Origin of the sequence: Actinokineospora xionganensis (assembly GCF_014323725.1) — a bacterium.
Classification (GTDB): Bacteria; Actinomycetota; Actinomycetes; order Mycobacteriales; family Pseudonocardiaceae; genus Actinokineospora; species Actinokineospora xionganensis.
This window is the reverse complement of record NZ_JABVED010000002.1, coordinates 1-25,435: the sequence shown is the minus strand read 5'-3', so window position 1 is coordinate 25,435 and position 25,435 is coordinate 1. Positions and strand designations below refer to the sequence as shown.

Annotated in this window: 21 protein-coding genes; 13 read left to right on the top strand and 8 right to left on the bottom strand. The window is 70.7% G+C overall.

Going from position 1 to position 25,435, the window contains the following annotated elements; all coding sequences use genetic code 11:
• Positions 1-5 precede the first annotated feature (5 nt).
• The 6 genes from GPZ80_RS03605 to GPZ80_RS03580 all read right to left on the bottom strand — a co-directional run bounded on the left by GPZ80_RS03605 (position 6) and on the right by GPZ80_RS03580 (position 5,022).
• Positions 6-1,316, bottom strand: a complete 1,311-nt coding sequence (locus GPZ80_RS03605; protein WP_187218353.1) for a serine/threonine-protein kinase — start codon at positions 1,314-1,316, stop codon at positions 6-8.
• Between the two features lie 243 nt (positions 1,317-1,559).
• Positions 1,560-2,372: a hypothetical protein gene (locus GPZ80_RS03600; protein ID WP_187218352.1), complete on the bottom strand. Its 813-nt coding sequence runs from the start codon at positions 2,370-2,372 to the stop codon at positions 1,560-1,562.
• Positions 2,373-2,509: 137 nt separating this feature from the next.
• A complete protein-coding gene (locus GPZ80_RS03595; protein ID WP_187218351.1) occupies positions 2,510-3,346 on the bottom strand; it encodes a hypothetical protein in 837 nt (278 codons plus the stop codon).
• Between the two features lie 153 nt (positions 3,347-3,499).
• On the bottom strand, positions 3,500-4,219 hold the full coding sequence (locus GPZ80_RS03590) for a PIG-L deacetylase family protein (protein ID WP_187218350.1): 720 nt from the start codon (positions 4,217-4,219) through the stop codon (positions 3,500-3,502).
• Between the two features lie 123 nt (positions 4,220-4,342).
• Entirely contained in the window at positions 4,343-4,651 is a 309-nt protein-coding gene (locus GPZ80_RS03585) for a hypothetical protein (RefSeq protein ID WP_187218349.1), read from the bottom strand.
• Between the two features lie 83 nt (positions 4,652-4,734).
• A complete protein-coding gene (locus GPZ80_RS03580; RefSeq protein WP_187218348.1) occupies positions 4,735-5,022 on the bottom strand; it encodes a chorismate mutase in 288 nt (95 codons plus the stop codon).
• A 259-nt stretch (positions 5,023-5,281) separates the two neighbouring features.
• Between GPZ80_RS03580 and pcrA the strand changes: the two genes are divergently transcribed.
• Both pcrA and GPZ80_RS03570 read left to right on the top strand, forming a co-directional pair.
• Positions 5,282-7,636, top strand: coding sequence for a DNA helicase PcrA (gene pcrA / locus GPZ80_RS03575; protein ID WP_187218347.1), 2,355 nt, complete (start codon positions 5,282-5,284; stop codon positions 7,634-7,636).
• Positions 7,637-7,748: 112 nt separating this feature from the next.
• Positions 7,749-8,048 (top strand): hypothetical protein, encoded by a 300-nt coding sequence (locus GPZ80_RS03570; protein ID WP_187218346.1) that lies wholly within the window; start codon positions 7,749-7,751, stop codon positions 8,046-8,048.
• Between the two features lie 22 nt (positions 8,049-8,070).
• On the opposite strand, the gene GPZ80_RS03565 is transcribed toward GPZ80_RS03570, so the two are convergent.
• Entirely contained in the window at positions 8,071-8,748 is a 678-nt protein-coding gene (locus tag GPZ80_RS03565; RefSeq protein WP_312880093.1) for a M23 family metallopeptidase, read from the bottom strand.
• A gap of 1,067 nt (positions 8,749-9,815) precedes the next feature.
• Here GPZ80_RS03565 and GPZ80_RS03560 point away from each other — a divergent pair.
• From GPZ80_RS03560 to purH, 8 genes are all read left to right on the top strand, one after another.
• Positions 9,816-11,594, top strand: coding sequence for a hypothetical protein (locus GPZ80_RS03560; RefSeq protein WP_187218344.1), 1,779 nt, complete (start codon positions 9,816-9,818; stop codon positions 11,592-11,594).
• The gene (locus tag GPZ80_RS03555; protein ID WP_187218343.1) at positions 11,591-11,863 is read left to right on the top strand and encodes a hypothetical protein; all 273 of its coding nucleotides are present in this window, start codon (positions 11,591-11,593) and stop codon (positions 11,861-11,863) included. The genes GPZ80_RS03560 and GPZ80_RS03555 overlap by 4 nt, the downstream gene beginning before the upstream one ends.
• A gap of 134 nt (positions 11,864-11,997) precedes the next feature.
• On the top strand, positions 11,998-13,167 hold the full coding sequence (gene sucC / locus GPZ80_RS03550; RefSeq protein WP_187218342.1) for an ADP-forming succinate--CoA ligase subunit beta: 1,170 nt from the start codon (positions 11,998-12,000) through the stop codon (positions 13,165-13,167).
• A 2-nt stretch (positions 13,168-13,169) separates the two neighbouring features.
• Positions 13,170-14,093, top strand: a complete 924-nt coding sequence (gene sucD / locus GPZ80_RS03545; protein ID WP_187218341.1) for a succinate--CoA ligase subunit alpha — start codon at positions 13,170-13,172, stop codon at positions 14,091-14,093.
• A 184-nt stretch (positions 14,094-14,277) separates the two neighbouring features.
• Positions 14,278-14,940, top strand: a complete 663-nt coding sequence (locus GPZ80_RS03540) for a DUF5336 domain-containing protein (RefSeq protein WP_222718849.1) — start codon at positions 14,278-14,280, stop codon at positions 14,938-14,940.
• Between the two features lie 132 nt (positions 14,941-15,072).
• On the top strand, positions 15,073-16,431 hold the full coding sequence (locus GPZ80_RS03535; protein WP_187218340.1) for a cell division protein PerM: 1,359 nt from the start codon (positions 15,073-15,075) through the stop codon (positions 16,429-16,431).
• A 153-nt stretch (positions 16,432-16,584) separates the two neighbouring features.
• Positions 16,585-17,223, top strand: coding sequence for a phosphoribosylglycinamide formyltransferase (gene purN, locus GPZ80_RS03530; protein ID WP_312880092.1), 639 nt, complete (start codon positions 16,585-16,587; stop codon positions 17,221-17,223).
• Positions 17,220-18,800, top strand: coding sequence for a bifunctional phosphoribosylaminoimidazolecarboxamide formyltransferase/IMP cyclohydrolase (gene purH / locus GPZ80_RS03525; RefSeq protein ID WP_312880091.1), 1,581 nt, complete (start codon positions 17,220-17,222; stop codon positions 18,798-18,800). Before purN ends, purH begins: the two co-directional genes overlap by 4 nt.
• Before the next feature lie 294 nt (positions 18,801-19,094).
• Here the strand turns inward: purH and GPZ80_RS03520 are convergent, their stop codons facing one another.
• Positions 19,095-19,715 carry a hypothetical protein gene (locus GPZ80_RS03520; RefSeq protein WP_187218339.1) on the bottom strand — a complete coding sequence of 207 codons (621 nt, stop codon included), beginning with the start codon at positions 19,713-19,715 and terminating at the stop codon, positions 19,095-19,097.
• Between GPZ80_RS03520 and imuA' the strand changes: the two genes are divergently transcribed.
• From imuA' to GPZ80_RS03505, 3 genes are all read left to right on the top strand, one after another.
• Positions 19,641-20,321 (top strand): DnaE2-dependent mutagenesis accessory factor ImuA', encoded by a 681-nt coding sequence (gene imuA', locus GPZ80_RS03515; protein ID WP_512699338.1) that lies wholly within the window; start codon positions 19,641-19,643, stop codon positions 20,319-20,321. The two genes, GPZ80_RS03520 and imuA', sit on opposite strands and share 75 nt — an antisense overlap.
• An 83-nt stretch (positions 20,322-20,404) precedes the next feature.
• Entirely contained in the window at positions 20,405-21,961 is a 1,557-nt protein-coding gene (locus GPZ80_RS03510) for a DNA polymerase Y family protein (RefSeq protein WP_187218337.1), read from the top strand.
• A 118-nt stretch (positions 21,962-22,079) separates the two neighbouring features.
• Positions 22,080-25,394, top strand: a complete 3,315-nt coding sequence (locus GPZ80_RS03505) for an error-prone DNA polymerase (RefSeq protein WP_187218336.1) — start codon at positions 22,080-22,082, stop codon at positions 25,392-25,394.
• Positions 25,395-25,435: the final 41 nt, after the last annotated feature.

Below are 25,435 nucleotides of genomic sequence, written 5' to 3'. Positions count from 1 at the left end.
CTGAATCAACGGGTCGTCGTGACCGCGGTCGGTTCCGTGGCCGACGTCGTGGGCGACGGCGACACTGACGGGGTTGTGGTGACCGTATCCGAGGTCGACGTGGGAGTGCTCGGCGCAGTCGTGGTCGTTGTGGTCGGGGTCACCGTGCTCGAGTTCTTCTCGGAGGTGGACGTCGGCGTCGGATTCACCTTCACCGGCGGCTTCACCGAGGTCAGCTCCGGTTCCTCGACCGAAGTCACCGTGACCGTCGAGGTGGGCACGTTGTTCAGCCGGGTCGGGCCGTCATTGATCTTTTCGGCGGCGCCGCCCTTGTTGACCACCATCCACGCGCCGAGCGCCAGCGCGACCGTGACCGCGGCGCTGGCGAACACCAGTGGCTTCGCGGACTTCGCGCGCGGCTCGGGCTGCTCGCGCTCGCCGGTGGGGCCGGTGGCGACCACCAGCCGGGTGGCCACGTCCGGCTCGGCGGCCGCGATCTTGGGCAGGTTGGGCTCCTCGCCCCGCGCGACTGTCGCCAGGAGGTCGCGCGCGCGACCCGCGCTGGGCCGGTCTTCGACGTCGGTGGCCAGCAACGCCATCAGCACGCCGGTAAGCGCGCCGGACTGCTTCGGCTCGTTCAGCTTGCCGGACGCGACCGCGTGCAACAGGCCGAGCGTGTTCTCGGAGAGCCCGAACGGGGGTTCGCCCTCGGCGGCGGCGTAGAGCGTCGAGCCGAGGGAGAAGACATCGGAGGCGGCCGACGGCTCGCGGCCGATCGCCACCTCGGGCGCCAAGTACGCGGGCGTGCCCGCGATCAGGCCGGTCTTGGTGACGGTGACGTCGTCGGTGGCCCGGGAGATGCCGAAGTCGGTGATCTTCACCGAGCCGTCGTCGCCGAGCAGGATGTTGCCGGGCTTGATGTCGCGGTGCACGATCCCGGCGGCGTGCGCGGCGGCGAGCGCGGCCGCGACCTGGCTGCCGATCCGGGCGACCTCGACCGGGTCCATCGGCCCGTCGTCGGACAGCGCGATGGCCAGGCTGACCGACGGCAGGTATTCCATGATCAGACAGGGGACGCCGTCCTCGTCGACCACGTCGAACACCGCGATGGCGTTCGGATGGTGCAGGCGGGCGGCGATCCGTCCCTCGCGCAGACAGCGGGCGACGGCCTCATCGGCTTCCTCGGGGGGCAGGCCGGGCGGCAGCAGCAGCTTCTTGACCGCGACCGAGCGGCTCAGCCGTTCGTCGATCGCGCGCCAGACCACACCCATGGCACCGCTGCCGATGCGTTCGACCAGCCGGTAGCGCCCGGCGACCAACCGGCCCTCGTCGCTCATCCCGACCGGAACCTCCCTCGCCCACGAAGCGCCTCGTGGGGTTCACGTCGCGCGCGCAGGGTGCGCGCCATCGGCCTGACCAGGGGAACCAGCGCGGACGCCGCGTGGGGGACCCAAGTGCCCGACCGTTCAAGGCTAGGCGTTCACGCTGCGCGCACGAACGCAACCCTGTTCCCCCGAAGCCCCGATACAGCGGCTACATATTGTCACAGGAGGGCATCGAATTGGGCCGTTCGTGGCGAACTAGTTGAGTTGAGCTGACAGCAGTTCTGCTCCGGTGATCCGCTGCGGGACGGTGTCGGCCACCGTCAGCAGCTGTTTGATCCGCAGCTGGGAGCCGCCGATCAGATGCATTCGAACGACCGCGACCACACCGTTGGCCTGTTCGACCACCTCGAGCACCTCGACCTTGCTCACCCTGGACCAAGAACCGAGGAACTGGCCGAGGGTGGTGCTGAACACGTCGCCCGACAGCAGGGCGTAGGCCCGGGTCGGGTCGCTTTCGATGAGCCGGTAGTACTCGATCACCAGCTCCCGGCTCGAGGTCTTGGGCCGCACCTGCTCCGGGATCTGCACCGGCTGTGGCGTGTCGCCCGTCGCGACCCGGTCCGCGCCCTGGGCGCCGTGGGCCCCACCCGTGCGCGCGGGCGGGATCGCGGGACCCGCGACCTGGCCCTTGTTCAGGGTCGCGGACGCGCTGCCGGTCTTCGGGTCGGCCAGGCGGGCACCGGCGACCGCGCGATTGAGCTCGTCGGGCAGGAGGGCACGCTCGCCGGTGATCTGGTTGCTGGGTCGGGCGCTCGTGTCGGCCGATTCGCGGTCACGGGTGATCACGGTGGCGGCTGCCACGGCCCCGCACAGCGTCGCCGTGGCCACGCTCAGCACGGCGATCTTCGCCATCGTCGCGGCGCGCGACTGCGGCGGCCGGTGCGAGGTCGGCTCGTGCGGCACGAGGTCATCGATGTCGGCGGGCAGCTCGATCCGCTTGCCGATCAACTCGGTGACGTGAACGGAACCGGAGCGGACGTGCCGCTTGCCGGTCGTCGGACGATCCACTGACGCTTCCTCCGCCTGAGTTTCGCTGTTCGGGGCAACTCGTACCGTGCCGCTGCTGCCCTACACCACTCTTTCTCGGTCGATCACCCGATCGAGGCGATAGGCGGCAGCAATATTCACTCAAAAGGAGTAGTCAGTCACCCCGTGCGAGTGTCGCTGGTGATCTTTGGATCACCGCCATAGGTGAAAACAAGCTCACGTTCCTCGGTGACGACAGTGCCGTCCTTGCGGACCAGCCGCAGCGTCGAGAACGTCTTCGACCGGTTGGCGTCGATCGTGATCCGCTGCACCTCGATCCGCTCGACGTCGGCGTAGCGCCGCTCCAGCTCCTCCTGGCCGTCGTAACGGGCCTGGCCGGTGGTCATCGAGTACGCGGCGTCCGGATCCCGCGTGACCTGCGCGAAGTAGGTCTCGGTGCGGTCGCCGATCTTCTCCGGGTCGGCCACCGGGCCGACCAGGACCGGGGTCTGCACCGTCGTGCGGGTCGGTGAGGGGGCTGTTGTCGTCGTCGTGGGCGGCGCCGCGGTGGGGGTCGGGGCGGGCACGGCAGGCGTGCCCTTGCCGGGGGGCGGAGCGGTGAGCTGTTGACGGTCGGACGGTTTGACCGACGTCGTGGGCGCCGCGGCGCTGGGAGCGGGCTCGGACGGGCGTTCCGACACCAGCGCGTCACCCGGCAGTTCCAGGGGCAGTCCCGGATAGCTCGGCAGACCCGGCAGCGCGTCGACCACCTCGGGCTTGCGGGGGGCGGTGACCAGGGTGACCGCGGCATAGGTCAGGCCGACCATCACCAGGAGCGTGGCGGCCACGGCGAACCACGCCGCGTGCCGCCAGGTGCGCGGCGGTGTCACCGACGCCGGGATGCTGCCCAGGTCGAACTTGGCCAGGCCGGTCGCGGGCGCGTCCGGGAACAGGCCGGCGATCACCGGCAGGACGTCGGTCTCCTCCTCGGGACCGGCTGGGTGAATGGGTGGCATCCGCGGTGGCCGAGACGTCCGAGACGACGCGCTCGTGCCTCGCCGGTGTCGCCCTCGGCCTGGTCCGTCCTGCGCGGTGTCCCGCCCGCTCGCCATGTGGTGGAGACTCCTGTCCTAGCCGGTCGTGACGCGGTGTCGCCGACCGATTACCGGTCAGCTGGTGTCGACGACCTGGAACTCCTCGGCCAAGTGTCCGTCGGGAAAGCCGTACTTGCCTGCCACAGCGGCGAAGAAGGGCCGCATCTGCTCTTCCAGGTTCGGGTTTTCACCCACTTGGGACACGTGCGCGCGCAGCGCCGCCATCCGCTTCTCAAAGCTGTCGGTGATGTCGACCGCGTGGTTGCGCGACGCGACCGGCCCGTCGGCCAGCCAGAGCTCGCGGACGGTCCACGGCGCCAGCCCCTCGGTGCGCAGCTCCGGGTGCGCGTGTCCGTTGCGCGCGTCCGGGTAGATCGCGGCGAACGCGGCCATTCCGACGGCCCGGTGGTCCGGGTGGGTGGTGACGACCATGTCCCAGTTGATCTCGGGGGACCACGTCAACACCCGGTCTGGCCGGACCTGGCGGATCACCCGGGAGATGTCGCGGCGCAGCTGGATCGAGGCCACGACCGCGCCGTCGGGGTGGTCGAGGAAGGTGACCGAGCGGACGCCGAGCAACTCGGCCGCGGCCCGTTGCTCGGCTCTGCGGGTCTCGGCGATGTTCTCGCCGCTGGCCTCACCAGAGGTGCAGACGCAGTAATGGACCTCGATGCCCGCCGCCGTCCACGTCGCCACCGTGCCCGCGGCGCCGAAGTCGACGTCATCCGGGTGCGCGGTCACGACCAGCGCTCTGCGCACCTCGGTGGCGTCGGGGGATGGTGTAGCCGTACTCACTCAGCAAAGAGTAAGCCGTTGCACAGCGTTCGTAGGCCAGGGCGCGCCACTCGTCGCGACCTCACACGTTCGGGTGAACGTAGGCCCATTTCTCTTCTGTGGGTGCGAATCGACCCGCCCGGGTTAGTCGCCGCCGCGGTATTTCGCCATCGTCGTCGACAGCGAACTGCCCGCGACCGCGCCCGAGCCGCCCGCCACGAGGATGGCCAGCACGTCGGCGAACCCGCCGCCGCTGGTGAGCAACCAGCCCAGCAGCGCGCCCGCGGCGGTGACGCCGGCGATGGGCCACCGGCCCCGCACGTACTGGGCGACCGGCGCGCCGCTCACCCCGCGCTTGCGCGCCGCGGAGTTGAGCAGCGCCAGGTAACCCGCGAAACCGAGTGCCGCGAAGAAGGCGACGATGGCCACGATGACAGCGATGAGATCGAGCATGGGTTCAGTCTGCCCGAGCCAACGCCGGTTCGACTCAGGGATCGCCCGGAGGCGGCCCCTGATCTATTACCGGCCCGACCTGGCTACGACCGGCCCAACCTGCCGCGGCCGAGGTCGAGCAGCGCCATCGCCAGCGTGCGGCCCGCGGGACCGAGTTCGCGGTAGCGCGCGACCACGTCCATCTCGCGGTTGACCACGATGCGCGGTCCGCCCGCGGCCATGCGCGCGGCGCCGATCGTCTGCGAGACCTCGGCCCGGCGCTTCACCAGGCGCAGGATCTCGCGGTCCAACTCGTCGATTTCTTTCCGCAGCTCGGCGACTTCCTCGGGGGCGGGAAGCTCGATGCTGGCTTTGACCGTGTTCTCGGACATCGTGATCCTCAGCGGTTCGGCGGAGATTCTCAGCTCCCGAGCGCACAAAGCCCCGGGGTCCGAGGACTCCGGGGCTTCGTGGTGGTTTTAGGTGCTATGCCACAACGGGAGCCGGAGTCCGGATCCCGTAAAAAAACTCGTAGTGGCGCTGCACGGATCGAGTGTGACACACCGTGGCCGCGCGGTCGACCCGGCGTCCGGCTTGTGGGATCGGCACTTTTCGTCTTAGTCGGTGGCCCCCGGTACCGTTGCTCGCACGATGGAAGCACTCTTCGACCTCCCCACCACCGAGCCCGCCGCGCCCCGCCGCCAGTCCGGCTCCGCAGCGCTCCTCGACGACCTCAACGACCAGCAGCGGCGCGCCGTCGAGCACATCGGCAGCCCGCTGCTCGTGGTCGCGGGCGCGGGCTCCGGCAAGACCAGGGTGCTCACCCGGCGTATCGCGTACCTGCTCGGGGAACGCAATGTCCACCCGGGCCAGGTCATGGCGATCACCTTCACGAACAAGGCCGCGGCCGAGATGAAGGAGCGCGTCGCCGACCTCGTCGGCAGGCGGGCCAACGCGATGTGGGTGTCGACGTTCCACTCGATGTGCGTGCGGGTGCTGCGTCGTGAGGCCAAGACGCTGGGCATGACGTCGAGCTTCTCCATCTACGACGCCGACGACTCGCGCCGCCTCATCACGCTCGTCGCGCGCGATATCGACCTCGACCCCAAGCGCTACCCGGCGCGCACGCTGTCGATCCACATCTCGAACCTCAAGAACGAGCTGATCGGGCCCGAGCAGGCTTCGTCCGCGGCCGCCAACGACCTCGAGCGCCGCGTCGCCGAGGTCTACGTGGAGTACCAGAGCAGGCTGCGCCAGGCCAACGCGATGGACTTCGACGACCTGATCATGCGCACGGTCGAGCTGCTGCAGGGGTTCCCGGACGTCGCCGAGTACTACCACCGGCGCTTCCGGCATGTTCTTGTCGACGAGTACCAGGACACCAACCACGCCCAGTACACGCTGGTGCGCGAGCTGGTCGGGCGCGGCACCGACGGCCTGCCGCCCGCCGAACTGTGCGTCGTCGGCGACGCCGACCAGTCGATCTACGCCTTCCGCGGCGCCACCATCCGCAACATCGTCGAGTTCGAGCGCGACTATCCCAACGCGACGACGGTCATGCTGGAGCAGAACTACCGTTCCACCCAGACCATCCTCAACGCCGCCAACGCGGTCATCTCGCGCAACCCGGACCGGCGCGACAAGCGGCTGTGGACCGCGCTCGGCGACGGCGAGAAGATCGTCGCCTATGTCGGCGACAACGAGCACGACGAGGCGTCGTTCGTCGCGCGCGAGATCGACCAGCTGGTCGACGCGGGCATCGCGAACAACTGCGACGTGGCGGTGTTCTACCGGACGAACAACCAGTCCCGGGTGTTCGAGGAGATCTTCATCCGGATGGGACTGCCGTACAAGGTCGTCGGCGGCGTCCGCTTCTACGAGCGGCGTGAAGTCCGGGATGCCTTGGCGTACTTGAGGGTTCTCGCGAACCCGGAGGACACGGTCAGTCTCCGCCGAGTCCTCAACGTCCCCCGGCGGGGTATCGGCGACCGCGCGGAGGCATGTGTCTCCACCCACGCCGACCGCGAGCGCATCTCCTTCGCCGCCGCGCTGAACGACGCGGCCGTGGGCAAGGTGGCGCTGCTGAACCCGCGCTCCCAGCGCGCGATCGCGGGTTTCGTCGAGCTGATCGACGGCCTTCGCCGCTTCGTCGACGACGGCCAGGATGTCGCCGAGATCCTCGACGCGGTCCTCGACCAGACCGGCTACCGCGCGGAACTCGAAGCCAGCGACGACCCGCAGGACGCCTCGCGACTGGAGAACCTCACCGAGTTGGTGACGGTGGCCCGCGAGTTCACCGAGGCCCCCGCCGACGAGCCGCCGCCCGACGCGGTCGACTCCGCCACGGTGGGCCCGGAGGCGGGCTCCCTGGCCGCCTTCCTGGAGCGTGTGTCCCTCGTGGCCGACGCCGACCAGGTCCCCGACCCGGACGACGAGTCCGGCGGCATGGTCACGCTGATGACCCTGCACACCGCCAAGGGCTTGGAATACCCCGTGGTGTTCTCCACGGGCTGGGAAGACGGGATCTTCCCGCACATGCGCGCGTTGAGCGATCCCACGGAACTCGCCGAGGAACGCCGCCTCGCGTACGTGGGCATCACCCGCGCTCGCGAACGGCTCTACCTGTCCCGCGCGATCGTCCGGTCGGCCTGGGGTCAGCCCATGACCAACCCGGCGTCCCGGTTCTTCGACGAGATCCCCGCCGACTTGATCGACTGGCGGCGGATGGGTCCCGACCGCTCCAGCCCCAGCCGGGCCACGACCTGGGGCTCTCGGGCCACCGGGACCGGGCGCGCGGGGCTGCGTCCGGCGCCGTCCAAGGGCTGGCAGGACACCACGGCCCTGACGTTGGACGTGGGCGACCGGGTCAACCACGACAAGTACGGCCTGGGCACCGTCGTCGCCACCGACGGCACCGGCCCGCGCGCGACGGCGACGATCGACTTCGGCACCGCCGGAACGATCCGCCTCATGCTGATCGGCAGCGTCCCCTTGGTGAAGCTCTAAGCCTCCGCGGGACGCTCGGTCACTCGATCGAGTCACGTTCGAACTGATGTTCGAAAATTGTCGGTCCCCTGCGGTTCACTATCCCCATGGCGCAACCAGGGGGGAACAGGGAATGGACGAACTGCTGCACCGGCTTCTCGCCGAGGCGGTGGGCCGCTACCTCGACGCGGTCGACCGCCTCGCCGCCAAGCAGCACGCGGTCGTCGGCGGCGAACTGCGCAGGCTCACGGCGGCGTGGCGCAGCGTGCTCGGGCTCCATCGGCCCACGGGGGCCCGCACCCGCTGTGCGGGGTGCGGGCGGGCTCACCTTCCGGCGCCTGGGCGGCGTGGCTCGATGTGCGCGGTGTGGCGCGTCGCGAGCGCCTATTTCGTGCGGGCCGACCCGGAGGGCGGGGTGGTGCTCAGGCGATGACGCTCGCTGGGGCTCGGGTGCCTCAGACCCTGATGCCGCGCGCGGTCAGCCAGGGCAGCGGGTTCATCTTGCGGCCGCTGGCGTCCCACACCTCGAAGTGCAGGTGCGGACCGGTGGACTGGCCGCGGTTGCCCATGTGGGCGATCAGTTGGCCTGCCTTGACCCGCTGGCCTTCGCGTACGACGTAGTCGTTGATGTGGCCGTAGACCGTGACGGTGCCGTCGGAGTGCTGGACGCGGACCCAGAGGCCGAAGCCGCTGGCGCTGCCCGCTTCGATCACGGTGCCGTCGGCGACCGAGACGATCGGCGTGCCGATGCGGTTGGCGATGTCGATGCCGTAGTGGGTGGTGCCCCAGCGGGCGCCGAAGCCGGAGGTCAGGCGGCCGGACGCAGGCGAGAAAGCCTTCGGGCGGGCCGCTTCCTCCTTCTGCTTCTGGACCTCGGCGGCACGCGCGTTGCGGGCCTGGGTGACGCGCTCGGAGGAGGCCATCTTCTGGGCCTCGAGCGTGCCGTCGGAGGTCTTCGCGAGCGTCAGCAGCTCGGGCGCGATCGGCCCGTCACCACCCATGCCACCCATGTGGGAGGCGGCGTCGCGGGTGCCTGCCAGCGGAACGATGTCGTCGCTCGACGAGCCGGCGGCGGATTGGAGGGTCTGCCCCGCAGCGGCCGCGGCGAAGGCGCCGACGGCCACAGCGGCCACGACGACCCGCCCGCGCAGCGCGGACGAGGGTGGAGCGATTCGGTGCGCACCGCGATCTCGAGGGGCGCGATCAAGCGCTTCGTCGAGCACGGTGAACTCGCGTTCACCGCCGGTGGAGCGATGTCGAGACAAAGCTAGCCTTCCGCCTTCGGGGAGTCAGATCCGGACACCGGCTCGCGGGGGACGAGCGCTAGGTGGTGAGGACTCCGGGCGGGGGACCCGGATGGGGTGGCGTGGAGCAGGTTGCCAGCCCCAGTCCATTCGTGATCGGACTGTGACAACGGACTCGGGGACAGTAACGGGGAGATACCGGGATGGGCAACATCCACACGTGATGTCTGCCAACCGTGGCGAGGGGCGGAAGTTCCTGTACAGCGGTTACTACCCAAAGTTAACCCCACCTCACGCCCTCTAGTGTGACCTGGGTCTCGTTTCAATAGGCCATTTAGGTGGTCCGCGCAGAGTCGATCGGCCCCACCCGCCGCGACAATCCGCCATCAACCGCACCAACCCCGGCAGTCGCTCCACCCCCAACCCGCCTGTGGCCTGCGTCCACGCCTCGGGGCGCATCTCAACCCCGCCGCACCCACCAGGCACGTTCGACTCCGCGCGCCAACGCCGGCCTGCGCCCAGATCAATTCAGACCGACCTAAGCCCAGCCCAACCGGCCCCGCCCAACCTGGCGCAGCCCAGCCCGGCCCGTCCCAGCCCGCCCGTCCAACCGAACCGGCGGACTTGGGTCGAGCCGAGCCGCGCCGGGCCGCGCCGGGTCGAGCCGGGTCGAGCCGGGTCGAGCCGGGCTGCGCCGGGCCGGGTCGAGCCGGGCTGCGCCGGGCCGGGCCGCGCCGGGCCGCGCCGCGCCGGGCCGACCGGGCCGACCGGGCCGAGCACCGAGCCATCTGCCCGCAGTCCTGCCGACCCGTCCGCTCACCAGCCCGACCCGGCCCCACCTGTTCGGTTTCCAACTCACCCACGCCCACAACGCCCGCCGCCGCATCCCTCCCATCAGGTGGCTCCCGCAGCGCGGAAGCGGTCGGATGCGGCAGGCCTTGCTAGCGTTGCCCGCGATGACCTCGCGGATTCGAACGTCGCTCCTCCGCCCCGCGGACCAGGCCGACGGCGCACTTCCCGTTGTTCGCATCGGCTGGGCCGACGTGCCGGGCAGGCTCCGGGTCGCGCTCTTCCTCGGGGTTGCCGGTGCTGTACTCCTCGTCGCCGGGCCCGCCATGGGGCTGGTGGAAGACGCGCCCGACGCCGGTTTCGGCGCCCTGCCCCTCCTCGCCGTGCTCGCCGCGGTTCCGCCGCTGCTCGCGATCGGCTTCGTCGCCGCCAAAGCCCCCGCCACCGGGGCCGCCGTCTTGGTCGGTTCCGCGATGCTCGCCCCCGGACGCGCCCTCCTCGACGCGCAGTTCGCCGTGGACGCGCTGCTCACCTCGCGCCCCGAGATCCTGGTGCCGACCGTCCTCGCGCCCCTCACCGCCGCCCCCGGCCTGTGGGTGCTGCTCGCGGGCCATGGCGCGGTCGCGCTCGCGGGCCTCCTCGCGGTCGGCCGCGCGGGCGCCGTCCCCGGCTCGCCCTACGCCGCCGAGTTCGACGACCACTCCGCCGACCGCTCGACCAAGGCGCAGGGCACCTCCCTGGTGCTCGCCCTCGTCGCCGCGCTGCTCGCCGCCGTCGGCCTGCTGCTCGCCCCGTTCCGCTCGGACAACGCCTTCGTCCTGGCCAGCAGCGTGATCGACGCCCCGCCGCTGGCCCGCTTCGGTGTCCTGCTCGTCGCGGGCGCGGGCGCGGCAGGCGCGGTCTTCGGCGCCGGGTCGGCCCGCCCACCGGTCGCCCGCGGCGTGGTCCTCGGCGTGACAGCGGCCGTCGCGGGCCTCACCGTCCCGCAGCTCGCGGCCGCCACCGCCGTCGACCGCCTGCACCTCGCCCCCGGCCCGGTCATCGCCCTGTCCGCGCTGGTCGCCCTGACCGTCGCGGTCTGGCTGCTCAACCGCCAGGAGAACCCCGCCGAGGACCGCGCGACCGAACTCGACACCGGCCGCCTGCACCTGGCCGCCGGAGTCCTCGGCCTGGCCTCCGCCGCCGCCGCGTTGGCCGCCGCGACCTCCGTCCAACTCGTGGTCACCGGCGGCCTCGACCGTCCCGTCGCCTATTCCAGCAGGCTGTTCGTCCCCGCCGCGATCGTCGTGCTCGCGCTGGCTGTGCCGCTCCTGTTCGCGCGCGCCGCCGCCGCGACCCGCCCCGCGTTCGCGGTCGCTGTGATCGCGATACCGCTGGTCGCGGCCAGTTCGAGCGACGCCGTCTTCACCGCCATGAGCGCCAGCGACGCCGTCAGCGCGGGCCCCGGCGCCTGGCTCGGCGGGATCGCGGCCGTGCTCGCGGTCGCCGCCGCCTGCGTCGCCGCGCTCGCCGGAGTGGCCGAGCGCGACGACGTCGACCTCACCCAGCGCCAGGCCAACCTCACCCTCGCCGCGCCCCTCGCCGCGGCGGCGCTGTTCGCCATCGGCGCGTTCGGCCTGCCCGTCCTCAAAGCCACCGGCTTCGTCGCGCCCGGCATCTGGTCGCACTTCCGCCCGGCGTCGTGGGGTCTGCTCCTCGGCGTCATCGTGGTCCTCGCGGTCATCACCGTCTCCGCGTTCGCACGCCCACCACGCGGCGGCGCGCTCCTCGCCGGTGCCGCGGCGCTGGTCGCGGTCCACGCGCTGGAGTTCACCCTCACGTCCGACCGCGCGGAGCGGGCGACCGCGGGCCCCGGCACCTGGCTGTCGCTGGCCTGCGTGGCCGCGCTGCTCGTCTCCGCCCTCATCGCCGCCATCGCGCGACCCGCCGTGAAAACGCGCCGATGACCGCCCGGGTGGTCCTGGCCGAGTTCGGCGAAGCCGACCTGCATGCCGTGGCGCGGCTGCTCCGCGACAGCGGGATCGAGGTCGTCTTCGCCGGCCACGGGAGCCCCGATCAGGTGGTGACCATCGCGATTCAAGAGGACGCCGACGCGATCGCGGTCGACGACCACGTGGGCATGGTCACGGCGCGGCTCAAGGAGCGAAACGCCTCCGACATCGAGGTTTACGACTACATCGACGTGCTCACTTGGGCCGCGAAGGCGAAGTGGTGACAGACCTCACCGTGATAGTGACCCTCTGGTGACAGACTTCACCGGGTGTGAAGTTTCAGGTCAATCCGCAGGTCGCTAGGGTCTTCACGTCTGACAGCATCGCGTCGAAGACACCGTAGTCAGGAGACTGTCGAGTGGACCTGTACGAGTACCAGGCGAAGGATCTTTTCGCCGCCCACGGGGTCCCGGTGCTGCCGGGCGACGTGGCTGACACCCCCGAGAAGGCCCGCGCCATCGCGGAAGAGCTCGGTTCGACCGTGGTCATCAAGGCCCAGGTCAAGACCGGCGGCCGGGGTAAGGCGGGCGGCGTCAAGCTCGCCGACAACGCCGACGACGCCCAGGCCAAGGCCGAGGGCATCCTCGGCCTGGACATCAAGGGCCACATCACCCGCAAGGTGCTGGTGACGGTCGCGTCCGACATCGCCGAGGAGTACTACTTCTCGTTCCTGCTCGACCGCGCCAACCGCACCTTCCTCGCCATGGCGTCGGCTGAGGGCGGCATGGACATCGAGCAGCTCGCCGTCGAGCGCCCCGAGGCCCTCGCCAAGATCCCGGTCAACGCCATCGAGGGCGTCGACCTGGCCAAGGCGCAGGAAATCGTCGCAGCGGCCAAGATCCCCGCCGTGGTGGCCGAGCAGGCCGCCGACGTCATCGTCAAGCTGTGGGAAGCCTTCGTCGGCGAGGACGCCACGCTGGTCGAGGTCAACCCGCTGGTCCGCGACCCGCAGGACAAGATCATCGCCCTCGACGGCAAGGTCACCCTCGACGAGAACGCGGGCTTCCGCCACCCGGCGCACGCCGACCTGGTGGACCAGGAGGCCGAGGACCCGCTGGAGGCCGCGGCCAAGGCCAAGGACCTCAACTACGTCAAGCTCGACGGCGAGGTCGGCATCATCGGCAACGGCGCGGGCCTGGTCATGTCCACTCTGGACGTGGTGGCCTACGCGGGCGAGAAGCACAACGGCGTCAAGCCCGCCAACTTCCTCGACATCGGCGGCGGCGCGTCCGCCGAGGTGATGGCGAACGGCCTGCACATCATCCTGAACGACCCGGCGGTCAAGTCGGTGTTCGTCAACGTCTTCGGCGGCATCACCGCCTGTGACGCGGTCGCCAACGGCATCGTCGCGGCGCTGGAGATCCTCGGTGACGAGGCCACCAAGCCGCTGGTCGTGCGCCTCGACGGCAACAACGTCGACGAGGGCCGCCGCATCCTGGCCGAGGCCAACCACCCGCTCGTGACCGTGGTGGACACTATGGACAACGCTGCCGACAAGGCCGCCGAACTCGCGGCTGCGGGGGTCTGACAATGGCTATCTTCCTGACTGACCAGAGCAAGGTCATCGTCCAGGGCATGACCGGTTCCGAGGGCACCAAGCACACGGGCCGCATGCTCAAGTCCGGCACGAACATCGTCGGCGGTGTCAACCCGAAGAAGGCGGGCACCAAGGTCGAGATCGAGGGCGTGTCCCTGCCGGTCTTCGCCACCGTCGCCGAGGCGATGGAGGCCACCGGCGCCGACGTGTCGGTGATCTTCGTTCCGCCGAAGTTCGCCAAGGACGCCGTCATCGAGGCGATCGACGCGGGCATCGACCTGGCCGTCGTCATCACCGAGGGCATCCCGGTGCACGACAGCGCGTACTTCTGGGCGCACGCGGTGGCCAAGGGAGAGGGCCCTGTGACACCGGGGGCACCCCGGACCCCGAGGACACGCATCATCGGTCCGAACTGCCCCGGCCTCATCAGCCCCGGAAAGTCCAACGCGGGCATCATCCCGGCCGACATCACCGGCCCGGGCAAGATCGGTCTGGTGTCGAAGTCCGGCACCCTGACCTACCAGATGATGTACGAGCTGCGCGACATCGGCTTCTCGTCCGCGGTCGGCATCGGTGGCGACCCGATCATCGGCACCACCCACATCGACGCCCTCGAGGCGTTCGAGCAGGACCCGGAGACCGAGCTGATCGTCATGATCGGCGAGATCGGTGGCGACGCCGAAGAGCGGGCCGCGGCCTACATCAAGGACAACGTCACCAAGCCGGTCGTCGGCTACGTGGCTGGCTTCACCGCGCCCGAGGGCAAGACCATGGGGCACGCGGGCGCGATCGTGTCCGGCTCGGCAGGCACCGCGCAGGCGAAGAAGGAGGCCCTCGAGGCCGCCGGGGTCAAGGTCGGCAAGACGCCGTCCGAGACCGCTGCCCTGGCTCGCGAGCTGTTCCAGGCCGGGAACTGACAGCCTGATCTTCTGAAGATCACGGGGCCGGACGCGTTCGCGCGTCCGGCCCTTGTTGTTTTCAAGTTGTTTCCACGATGGGGAACCATCGCCTGCCGGTGTCCGTCGGATCACCGCAATGGGCTAGCGTCTCGCTGGCTGAAAGATTGTTTCTGTGCGTCGAGCTAGCTGAGGAGAGCACGCGATGACCTATCCAGGCGGGGCACCGGGTGGTTACCCGGGTCAAGGTCCGCAGCAGCCCACGATGGGCTACGCGCCCACGCCGGCCGGCCCGAAGCTCGAACTGGCACAGATCCTGCACCTCGCGGTCGCGGGTCTCGGCGTGCTCAACCTGTTTCTCGGGTTCGCTCCGCTCAGCTCGGGCGTGAACTTCTACGAGGCGTTCTCGGGTTGGATCCCGGGCCTGCTGTTCCTGGGCGGCCTGCTGTCGCTGCCGGTGATCCTGCCGGGTGACAAGAAGGTTGGCCTCACGCCGCCCGCGATCATCCTGTCGGTCGTGCTGGCGTACCTGTTCATGATCTTCTCGATCGACGGCTCGCTCAAGGCGGGCGGCGTCATGGTGCTGATCTTCGGCATCCTGCAGGCCGGTGCCGCAGTGGCCGCGTTCCTCTTCGACAACGGCATCATCAAAGCGCCGCAGCCCGCTCCGGCCAACCCCTACGGCCAGCCCGGTGGCTACAACCCGCCGTCCGCGCCGTTCCAGCAGCAGCACCAGCAGCAGGCGCCGTTCCAGCCGCAGCAGCCGCAGCCGCAGCCGCAGCAGCAGCAGCAGACCTTCGCGCCGCCGCCGGGACAGTTCGGCCAGGCGCCGGGCACCCCGCCGGGCGGATACCCGCAGCAGGGCTGAGCACGACGTTCTCCACGGGGCGGCACCGTCATCGACGGTGCCGCCCCGTTCGTGTGTGAAGGTGTTCACCGGATCGGTTGACGGCGGCGTGGCACCCCGGGGCTGCCATCACCCGAATGCCACAGTGGGGCCATGGCGCTGCTGGAGACCGACCGGATCACACCGGTGGCGCGCGCCCGGGTGTTGGCCGTAGCCGCTCTGGGTCCGCTGCTCACCGGGTACGCCGCCGTAGCCGCGGTGATGGCGCTGGTCACGGCGATCGCCTCCAGATCCCACTTCTCCACGGTCGGTGTGCTCATCGCCGCGCTGCCCGGGTGGCTTGCCGCCCACCAGGTCCCGTTGATCGTGCAGGGCCATGAGCTGGGTGTGCTGCCCCTGCTGCCGACGCTGCTGCTGGTGGTGGTGGTGGCCCGCACCGCCGCGGGCGCCGCCGAGCGTGTCGACGCTGTCGGTCCGCGGGAGACCGGGCACGTCATCCTGGCTGTCGTGGCGGCCCATGCCGCCTTCGGTCTCACCATCGCCGTGGTTCTCGGCGGCGGTCCGGTCGTAGTCGACCCGCTGGCCGGGTTCTACTACCCGGCCCTGCTCGCCGGACTCGCCGCGTACGTCGGCCTGCTGCGCCGCTCCGGGACCCTGGACTGGTGCGCCGAACGAGTCGACGACTTCGCCTGGGCCGGGCTGCGGGCCGGGCTGCTGGCGGTCGCCGCGCTGGTCGCCGCGGGCTCGCTGGTGGTGACGTTCGGGCTCGCCATGTCCTATGGCGCGGCGAACACGATGTTCGCCGTGGACGGGCCCGGCAGCGCGCTCGGCATGCTGCTTCTCTCCGCCGGGTACCTGCCCAACGCCGTGATCGCGGGAACCGCGTTCATCGCGGGCCCCGGGTTCTCGATGGGCGCGGTGTCGGTCGCCCCGCTCGACTTCGACGGCGGCCCGGTGCCCGCGCTGCCGTTGCTCAGCGCGCTGCCCGAGCAGGCCGCGGCGTGGTGGCTCGCACTGTTCCTGCTGCCCGCCGCCATCGGCGCGTTGGTCGGCTGGGTGCTGCGGTCGGTTGCGGAGTCCCCTAAAGACCGGTTGCGGTCGGTCGCCGTCGCCTCCGTCGTGGTGGCGCTCAGCTTCGCGGTGCTCGCGGGCAGTGCGGGCGGCGCGCTCGGCGGCGGCCCGTTCCACCCGCTCGACCTGCGGGCCGCGCTGGTGTCGTTCGCCCTGGCCTGCTGGGTCGCGGTGCCCGGCGGCTTCGTGGCCTGGTTCGCGGGGGAGCGGCCGGTCGTCGAGGGTCCCGTGGGCCTCATCGACCCCGAGGACCCGGAGGAAGAGGAACCCGAAGACTCTGATGAGCCCACCGACGAAGCTGTCGAAGAGGTTGTCGAGGAGCAGGCTGAGGAGTCCGAAGAGGAGTCCGCCGACGACGAAGACGTCGACGAGGAAGACGTCGACGAGGACACCCCGGATGAGAACCCCGACACAAACGAGTCGACTACTGCCGCCACCTAAGGGGACCGTGACGACAGCCAACCACGGTCACCCACCAGTCCGCTCCATCACCCGCCTGGTGCCCCCAAGATTAAATTCCGGGGTGGCGGACTAGCCGCGGGCCGCTGAACAAGATCGACTGCGGACCGCCTACGCTGGGCCTATCCCGTTCCGGTGCCGCAGGAGACCACGCTGAGTTCCCAGTTCCAGCCGGCAGTGCCTGCCAGGATCGTCGTCCTGGTGTCGGGTTCGGGCACCCTGTTGCAGGCCCTGCTCGATGACGCCGGGATACCCGCCCGGATCGTCGCCGTCGGCGCCGACCGCAAAGGCATCGAGGGACTGGCCCGCGCCGATCGCGCGAACGTCCCCACCTTCTCCGTCCGCGTCGCCGACCACGCCGACCGCGCGGCCTGGGATCTCGCTCTGACCGAGGCCGTCGCCGCCTATGAACCGGATCTGGTGGTGTCCGCCGGGTTCATGAAGATCCTCGGGCCCGAGTTCCTCACCCGCTTCGCCCACCGGGTCATCAACACCCATCCCGCGCTGTTGCCGTCGTTCCCCGGCGCGCACGCGGTCGACGACGCGCTCGCCTACGGCGTCCAGGTCACCGGAAGCACGGTCCACCTGGTCGACGGCGGCGTGGACACCGGCCCGATCATCGCCCAGGAGCCCGTCCCCGTGGCCCCCGGCGATGACGCGGCCACCCTGCATGAACGGATCAAGACGGTGGAGCGACGGCTCCTGGTCGACGTGGTCACCAGGATGGCGCGCGACGGATACACCGTGGACGGACGAAAGGTGAGCATCCCGTGACTGGGCATCCCGAGACTGGGCAGCAGCGGAAGCCGGTTCGCCGGGCGCTGATCGGCGTGTCGGACAAGGCGGGCCTGCTGGAGCTGGCCACCGGTCTGCACGCGGCGGGCGTGGAGATCGTCTCGACCGGCGGCACGGCGAAGACCCTCGCCGACGCCGGTGTGCCGGTCACCCCGGTCGAGGAGGTCACCGGCTTCCCGGAGTCGCTCGACGGCCGGGTCAAGACCCTGCACCCGCGCGTGCACGCGGGTCTGCTCGCCGACACCCGCAACCCGGCGCACGTCGCGCAGCTCGAAGAGCTCGGCATCGCCGCGTTCGACCTGCTCGTGGTCAACCTCTACCCGTTCGCCAAGACGGTCGCCTCGGGCGCGTCGGCCGACGAGTGCGTCGAGCAGATCGATATCGGCGGCCCGGCCATGGTCCGCGCGTCGGCCAAGAACCACGGCAGCGTGGCCGTCGTGGTCGACCCGTCGCGGTACGAGTGGGTGCTCGCCGAGGTCAACGCGGGCGGCTTCACCCTGGCCGACCGGCAGAAGCTCGCGCTGGAGGCCTTCCGGCACACGGCGTCCTACGACGTCGCCGTCGCGTCCTGGATGGGCAGCGTGCTGTCGCCGGACGACGAGGGCTCGGGCTTCCCCGGTTGGGTCGGCGCCACCTGGCAGCGCTCCAACGTCCTGCGCTACGGCGAGAACCCGCACCAGCGGGCCGCGCTGTACACCCAGGGCGACGGTTCGAGCGGCCTCGCGACCGCCACGCAGCTGCACGGCAAGGAGATGTCGTACAACAACTACGTCGACGCCGACGCGGCGTGGCGTGCCGCGTACGACCACGAGGCGCCGTGTGTGGCGATCATCAAGCACGCCAACCCATGCGGCATCGCGGTGGCCGAGATCGACATCGCCGAGGCCCACCGCAAGGCCCACGCCTGCGACCCGTCGAGCGCGTTCGGCGGCGTCATCGCGGCCAACCGTGAGGTCAGCGTGGCCATGGCCGAGCAGATCGCCGAGGTCTTCACCGAGGTCGTGGTGGCCCCCGCGTACGCCGACGGCGCCGTCGAGGTGCTCACCAGGAAGAAGAACGTCCGCATCCTGACCGCGGAGCCTGCCCGCCGGGGCGTCGAGCTGCGCCCGGTGTCGGGCGGGTTGCTTGTGCAGACCGTCGACACCATCGACGCCGACGGCGACGACCCGGCCAAGTGGACCCTGGCGACGGGAGCCGCGGTTGACGACGCCACCCTCGCCGACCTCGCCTTCGCGTGGCGAGCCTGCCGCGCGGTGAAGTCCAACGCCATCCTGCTGGCCAACGACGGCGCCACGGTCGGCGTCGGCATGGGCCAGGTCAACCGAGTCGACGCGGCCCGCCTCGCGGTGGCCCGCGCGGGCGAGCGGGCCACCGGTTCGGTGGCCGCGTCGGACGCGTTCTTCCCGTTCCCCGACGGCCTGGAGGTCCTGCTCGAAGCAGGCGTCCGCGCGATCGTGCAGCCCGGCGGCTCGGTCCGCGACCCGGAGGTCATCGCGGTCGCGGAGGCCGCGGGGGTGCCGGTGTACCTGACCGGGACGCGACACTTCGCGCACTGAGTAGTTCAAAGCAACTAACCGTGTGGCCTGGCCTTTTGGCCAGGCCACACGTGTTTGTGTGGAGCGGTTGACAGGGCTTCGCCGGGCTCGTATGGTTTCGGTATCGAACATACGTTCGAACGGGGTGGGCGGAGTCGAGGCCACTCGCCCCGCCGCCGTCTCCCCACGGCACTCGCGTAACTGAGCGGTACGCGCAGCAGGCGCGGGGAGGTGTGAGCGGTGCGGTCGCTGGCTGCTTTCGGCGCGGGGAAGAACCCGGAAGCGGTCAGCGACCCTGCCCTCGATCACCCTGCCCTAGGCGATCCTGCTCTGGATCGTCAAGCTCTGGCCGACCCTGTCCATGCTCGATCGGCCCGCGATCGTGCGGCTCTGGACCACCCAGCTCTGGTCCATTCCGCCCCGGATCGCCCCACCCTGACTGATCCCACTGCGGCTCGATCGGTCCGGGATTGCGCGACCTTCGATCGCCAAACTTTGGCCAACCCTGCCCTCGATCACCCGGTCCTTGATCACCGTGCGCTGGATCAACCCGTCCTCGACCGCCTTGTCCTCGACGACTCTGTCCTCGGCGACTCTGTCCTCGATCCAGGCGGTCGCCCCAGTCTCTTCACCCCCGACGACCTCCGCGCCGCCTTGGCCGTCCTGGATCCTCGATCCCCGCGGCGAACCGAGCGGGTCGAGGGCGTCACGTTCGATTCCTCCCCGATCGATCCGACCGAGGGCGTCCTCGACTTCGGCGACCCCGAAGACCGCGCAGGCGAACCGGCCGTCGACGTGCGCTCCTTCTCCGGCGCCACCCACGCGCGGAATAGCCGCCCACGCGATCCGAGTCCTGCGCCACTGCGTCGAGGCGCCGAAGGCGTCGTCGCCCTCGATTCCTCGGTCCGCCTCGCATGGTCCGAGCGAGCGCTCCACCGCGATGGCCCTCCTGAGCCGCGCGTCCTCCCTGTCCGTGAAGACCTCGCGCCCCTCTTTCCCTGGGGTGGTCTCCGCCGCGGCGGCACCGTGGCTGTCCGCGACTCCGTCGCGCTGCTGCTCACCCTGCTCGCCGAGGCCACCGCGAACGGTTCCTGGGCCGCGGTCGTCGGCGTTCCCGACCTCGGTGTCCTCGCCGCCGCCGAACTCGGTGTCGCGATGGACCGGCTCGCCCTCGTGTCCGACCCCGGCAACGACGTGGTCACCATCGCCGCCGCCCTGCTCGACGGCTTCGACGTGGTCGCCATCGCCACCCCCAAGATCACCGACGCGCAGGCCCGCAGACTCTCCGCGCGGGCGCGCAGCCGTGGCACCGCGCTCGTCGCGTTCGGGGCGTGGCCGGGCGCCGATCTGGAGCTGCGCTGCACCCGCGCCCGCTGGTCCGGCCTCGGCGACGGGCACGGCCACCTCCGCGCCCGCCTGGTCGAGGTTCACGCCCGCGGCCGAGGGGCAGCCGCCCGGCCGGTCCGCGCCCGACTCGCCCTCCAAGGCACTCCGTTCACGCCGCCTCGCGGCCCTTGTCCACAGCTGAGCAAGACCGGTTGACACCCCCCTGTGTCGAACGTATGTTCGAGTCAAGCGAATCGTCTCCCCACGATGAGCACCTTCGATCAACCCTGGGGAGAGCCATGTCCCGCCTGCTCGTCGTCTGGTGTCCCGACTGGCCAGTCGTCGCCGCGAGCACGGTCGCGGGTCTGCCGCTCGACACCCCCGCCGCCGTCTTCGCCGCCAACCGCGTCGTCGCCGCCAACGCCCGCGCCCGCGCCGACGGCGTCCAGCGGGCGATGCGCCGCCGGGAGGCACAGAGCCGCTGCCCGGACCTGGTCGTCTTCTTGGCCGACGTCGACCGCGACGCCCGGATGTTCGAGCCGGTGGCCATGGCGGTCGAGGAGTTGGCCGTCGGCGTCGAGGTGATCCGGCCCGGAGTCGTCGCCGTCCCCGCACGCGGGCCCGTGGGCTACTTCGGTTCCGAGGAGGCCGCCGCCGAACGCCTCATCGACCAGGTCGCCGCCCGGACCGGCGCCGAATGTCAGATCGGCCTCGCCGACGGCCTCTTCGCCGCCACCCTGGCCGCCCATCGAAACCGACTCGTCCCGCCAGGCGGGAGCCCCGAATTCCTTGCCCCGCTGACCATCCGCGAACTCGAATCAGGCAGACCGGACCTGGTCGACCTGCTGCGCAGACTCGGCATCCGCACCCTCGGCGCGTTCGCCGCCCTGGACCCCGGCGATGTCTCCACCCGGTTCGGCGCCGACGCCAAGCTCGCCCACCGCCTGGCGAGCGGACTGGAAGAACGCCCGCCCGCCCGCAGACGCCCGCCAGTCGACCTGTCCGTCACCCACAACCCCGACCCGCCCATCGACCGGGTCGACGCCGCCGCGTTCGTCGCCCGCACGCTTGGCGAGCGCCTCCACGCCTGCTTGGCCGCGCACGGTCTCGCCTGCACTCGCCTGGGCATCCACGCGAGCACCGCCAACGGCGAGACCCGTGGCCGCGTGTGGCGCTGCGCCGACCCGCTCACCGCGTCCGGCATCGCCGACCGCGTCCGCTGGCAGCTCGACGGCTGGCTGCGCGGCGGCGCGGGGCGTCCTTCGGCGGGCATCACGGTCCTGCGCCTCGAACCAGAGGAACTGGTCGACGGCCGCACCCTTCAACTCGGCCTCTGGCAGGGCGGCCACGACGAACAAGCCGAACGCGCCGCCCGCGCCATGGTCCATGTCCAGGGTCTCCTCGGCCCCGACGCCGTCCTCACCCCGGTCCTCGCAGGCGGCCGGGGCCCCGCCGACCAGGTCCACCTGGTCCCGTGGGGTGACGAGCGCGTCCCGCCCACACCTCCAGACCGCCCATGGCCGGGCCGATTACCCGCACCGTCACCCGCCGCCATCCCGGTCCGCCCGCTGCCCGCGTCGGTGTGCGACGAGGCAGGAGTCGAAATCGGGGTGACCGGCCGGTTCCGCCTCACCGGCGAGCCCGCCCGCGTGGCCTACGGCGGCGGGCGTCCCCGCGCGGTCGTGGGCTGGGCCGGCCCGTGGCCCGCGGACGAACGCTGGTGGGACCCGGATTCCGCCCGCAGGCGCGCCCGCCTGCAAGTGCTGTTGACCGAACAGTCCGAAGAGGACAGCCAGGAGGCGCTCCTCCTGGTGCGTGAGAACAAAAGATGGTCCGTAGAAGGGATATACGCCTGATGCGATACGACGAAGACCCGCTCACCGCCATCGACGGAGCCGACTGGATCGACTTGACCGACCTGATCCCGCTGCCGCGCCGCTCGCCCGAATCCCTGTCTCCCTGACCGGCTGACGGATGGGATGGAACAACCCGCCGGTCCGGTGGTCGGAACTCGAGCGCATCCTCTCCGGCAGGCCGCCGGAAGTCGGCGACGGTGGTGACAGCCCGGGCTGGACTCGCCGCCGCGACCGCTACGTGCCCCCGATGGGTGTCGGGCCGCCCGGGGTCACCGATCAGGCCGATGGGGACTCGCGGGTGCCGTACGCGGAACTGCACTGCCATTCCAACTTCAGCTTCCTCGACGGCGCGAGCCACCCGGAGGAGCTGGTGGAGGCGGCCTCGCTCCTCGGTCTCGACGCGATCGCGCTGACCGACCACGACGGGATGTACGGCGTGGTCCGGTTCGCCGAGGCCGCCAAAGAGCTGGGCATGCGCACGGTGTTCGGCACCGAGCTGAGCCTGGGCCTCACCGCCCCGCAGAACGGTGTCGCCGACCCCGAAGGCGAACATCTGCTCCTACTCGCCGACAAACAGGCCGGCTACCACAGCCTGTGCCGCGTTCTCACCGCCGCGCACCTGCGCGGTGAGGAGAAGGGCAAACCGGTGTACGACCTGCTCGAGGTCGTCGAGGAGACGCGCGATGACTGTGTCGTGCTCACCGGCTGCCGCAAGGGCGGCGTCCGGCTGGCGCTCGCCAGCGGTGGGCCGCAGGCCGCGTTCGAGCAGCTGCGGCTCCTGTCCGCGGCGTACGGACCCGACCGCGTCTTCGTCGAACTGACCGACCATGGCATGCCCGACGACACCGACCGCAACGACCTGCTCGCGGGCATGGCGGCCGACCTCGGCCTGCCGACCGTCGCGACGAACGCCGTGCACTACGCGCACCCGTCGAGGGGGCATCTCGCGGCGGCGATGGCGGCGGTGCGGGCCCGGCGCAGCCTCGACGAGCTGGCGGGTTGGCTGCCGCCCTCGCCCACCGCCCACCTGCGGACCGGGCAGGAGATGGCCGACCGGTTCGCCCGCTACCCGGGCGCCGTGCAGCGCGCCGCCCTGCTCGGCGTGCAACTCGCGTTCGACCTGCACCTGGTCGCGCCGAAGCTGCCGCCGTTCGGCGTGCCCGACGGCCACACCGAGGTCACCTTCCTGCGGAAGCTGACTTACGAGGGCGCCGCGGCCAAGTACGGCTCGTCGGCCGAAAGCCCGCGGGCCTACGCGCAACTCGCCCACGAACTGCAGGTCATCGAGGAACTCGGCTTTCCGGGCTACTTCCTCGTCGTCTGGGACATCGTGAGGTTCTGCCGCGACAACGACATCTTCTGTCAGGGTCGCGGCTCCGCGGCGAACTCGGCGGTCTGCTTCGCGCTCGGGATCACCAATGTCGACGCCGTGCGCTGGGAGCTGCTCTTCGAGCGGTTCCTGGCCCCGGCCCGGGACGGCCCGCCCGACATCGACCTCGACATCGAGTCCGACCGCCGTGAGGAGGCCATCCAGTTCGTCTACGACAAGTACGACCGGCGGCACGCCGCGCAGGTGGCGAACGTGATCACCTATCGCGCCAAGTCGACCGTGCGCGACATGGCCAAGGCGCTGGGCTACTCACCCGGCCAGCAGGACGCCTGGAGCAAGCAGATCGACCGCTGGGGGCCTTTGCAGTCCACATTGGACGACAACCACCTCGACGTGCCGCCCGCCGTGCTCGAACTGGCCGGGCAGTTGGAGAACTTCCCGCGGCACCTGGGAATCCACTCCGGCGGCATGGTCATCTGCGACCGCCCGGTCAGCGAGGTCTGCCCGGTCGAGCCCGCGCGGATGCCCAAACGCACGGTGCTGCAGTGGGACAAGGACGACTGCGCCGCCGTCGGACTGGTCAAGTTCGACCTCCTGGGCCTGGGCATGTTGTCCGCGTTGCACTACGTGGTCGACCTCGTCGATGAGCACCACGGCGTCCGAGTCGACATAGGTGCGCTTAATCTCGCCGACCAGCGGGTCTACGAGATGCTCTGCCGCGCCGACTCGGTCGGCGTCTTCCAGGTTGAGAGCCGTGCCCAGATGGCCACGCTGCCTCGCCTGCGCCCCACGGAGTTCTATGACCTGGTCGTCGAGGTCGCGCTCATCCGGCCGGGGCCGATCCAGGGTGGGTCGGTGCATCCCTTCATCCGCCGCAAGAACAAGAAGGAGGAGCCCACCGTCGACCACCCGCTGCTGGAGAACGCGCTGCGCAAGACGCTCGGTGTCCCGCTCTTCCAGGAGCAGCTCATGCAGATCGCGGTCGACGTCGCCGACTTCAGCCCCGCCGAGGCCGACGAACTGCGCCGCGCCATGGGTGCCAAGCGGTCCACACGGCGGATGGAGCGGTTGCGCGAACGGTTCTACGCCGGTGCCGCGGGCAACGGGCTCGACGAGGCGCTGTCCGCGCGCATCTACGAGAAACTCTTGGCGTTCGCCAACTTCGGCTTCCCGGAGAGCCACGCCCTGAGCTTCGCCTACCTGGTGTTCGCCAGCGCCTGGTTCAAGCTGTACTACCCGGCCGCCTTCTGCGCCGCCCTGCTGCGCGCGCAGCCGATGGGCTTCTACTCGCCGCAGTCCCTGGTCGCCGACGCGCGGCGGCACGGGGTCACCGTGCGCGGGCCGGACATCAACGCCGGCCTCGCGCACGCCACCCTCGAACCGGTTGAACCGGACAGCGATGAGCAGGCCGTTCGCCTGGGTCTCGGCACTGTTCGCCTGATCGGCGACGACCTGGCCGAACGCATCGTCACCGAACGAGGCAAGGGCCCATACCTGGACATGGTCGACTTGGCCCGCCGCGTCCAGCTCACCCGACCCCAGGTGGAAGCGCTGTCGACCGCGGGCGCGTTCGGCTGCTTCGGCCTGCTCCGCCGCGAGGCCCTGTGGGCGGCGGGCGCGGCGGCCGCCGAACGGCCGGATCGCCTGCCGGGCACCGCGGTCGGCGTGAACGCCCCGGAACTACCCGGGATGGACGACCTCGAACTCGCCGTCGCCGACGTCTGGGCCACGGGCCTGTCGCCGGACAGCTTCCCGACCCAGTTCATCCGCGAACGTCTGATCCGCCTGGGCGCCCTCACCGCGGCCGAGTTGTCCAAAGTGGACAACGGGACGCGGGTTCTGCTCGGGGGCGCGGTCACCCACCGACAACGGCCGCAGACCGCGGGCGGTGTCACGTTCCTCAACATCGAGGACGAGACCGGCATGGTCAACGTGGTGTGCTCGCCGGGGCTGTGGGCGCGCTACCGGCGGGTCGCACGATCCAGTTCGGCGCTGCTGATCCGCGGCGTGGTCGAGAATGTCGAGGGGGTCCTGAGTCTCTACGCCGACCAGTTGCAGCGACTCGACATGCGTATCCCGGCCAAGTCGCGCGACTTCCGATGATCCGGGCATGACAGACATCCCAGGAGCTTGAATGTCAAGCA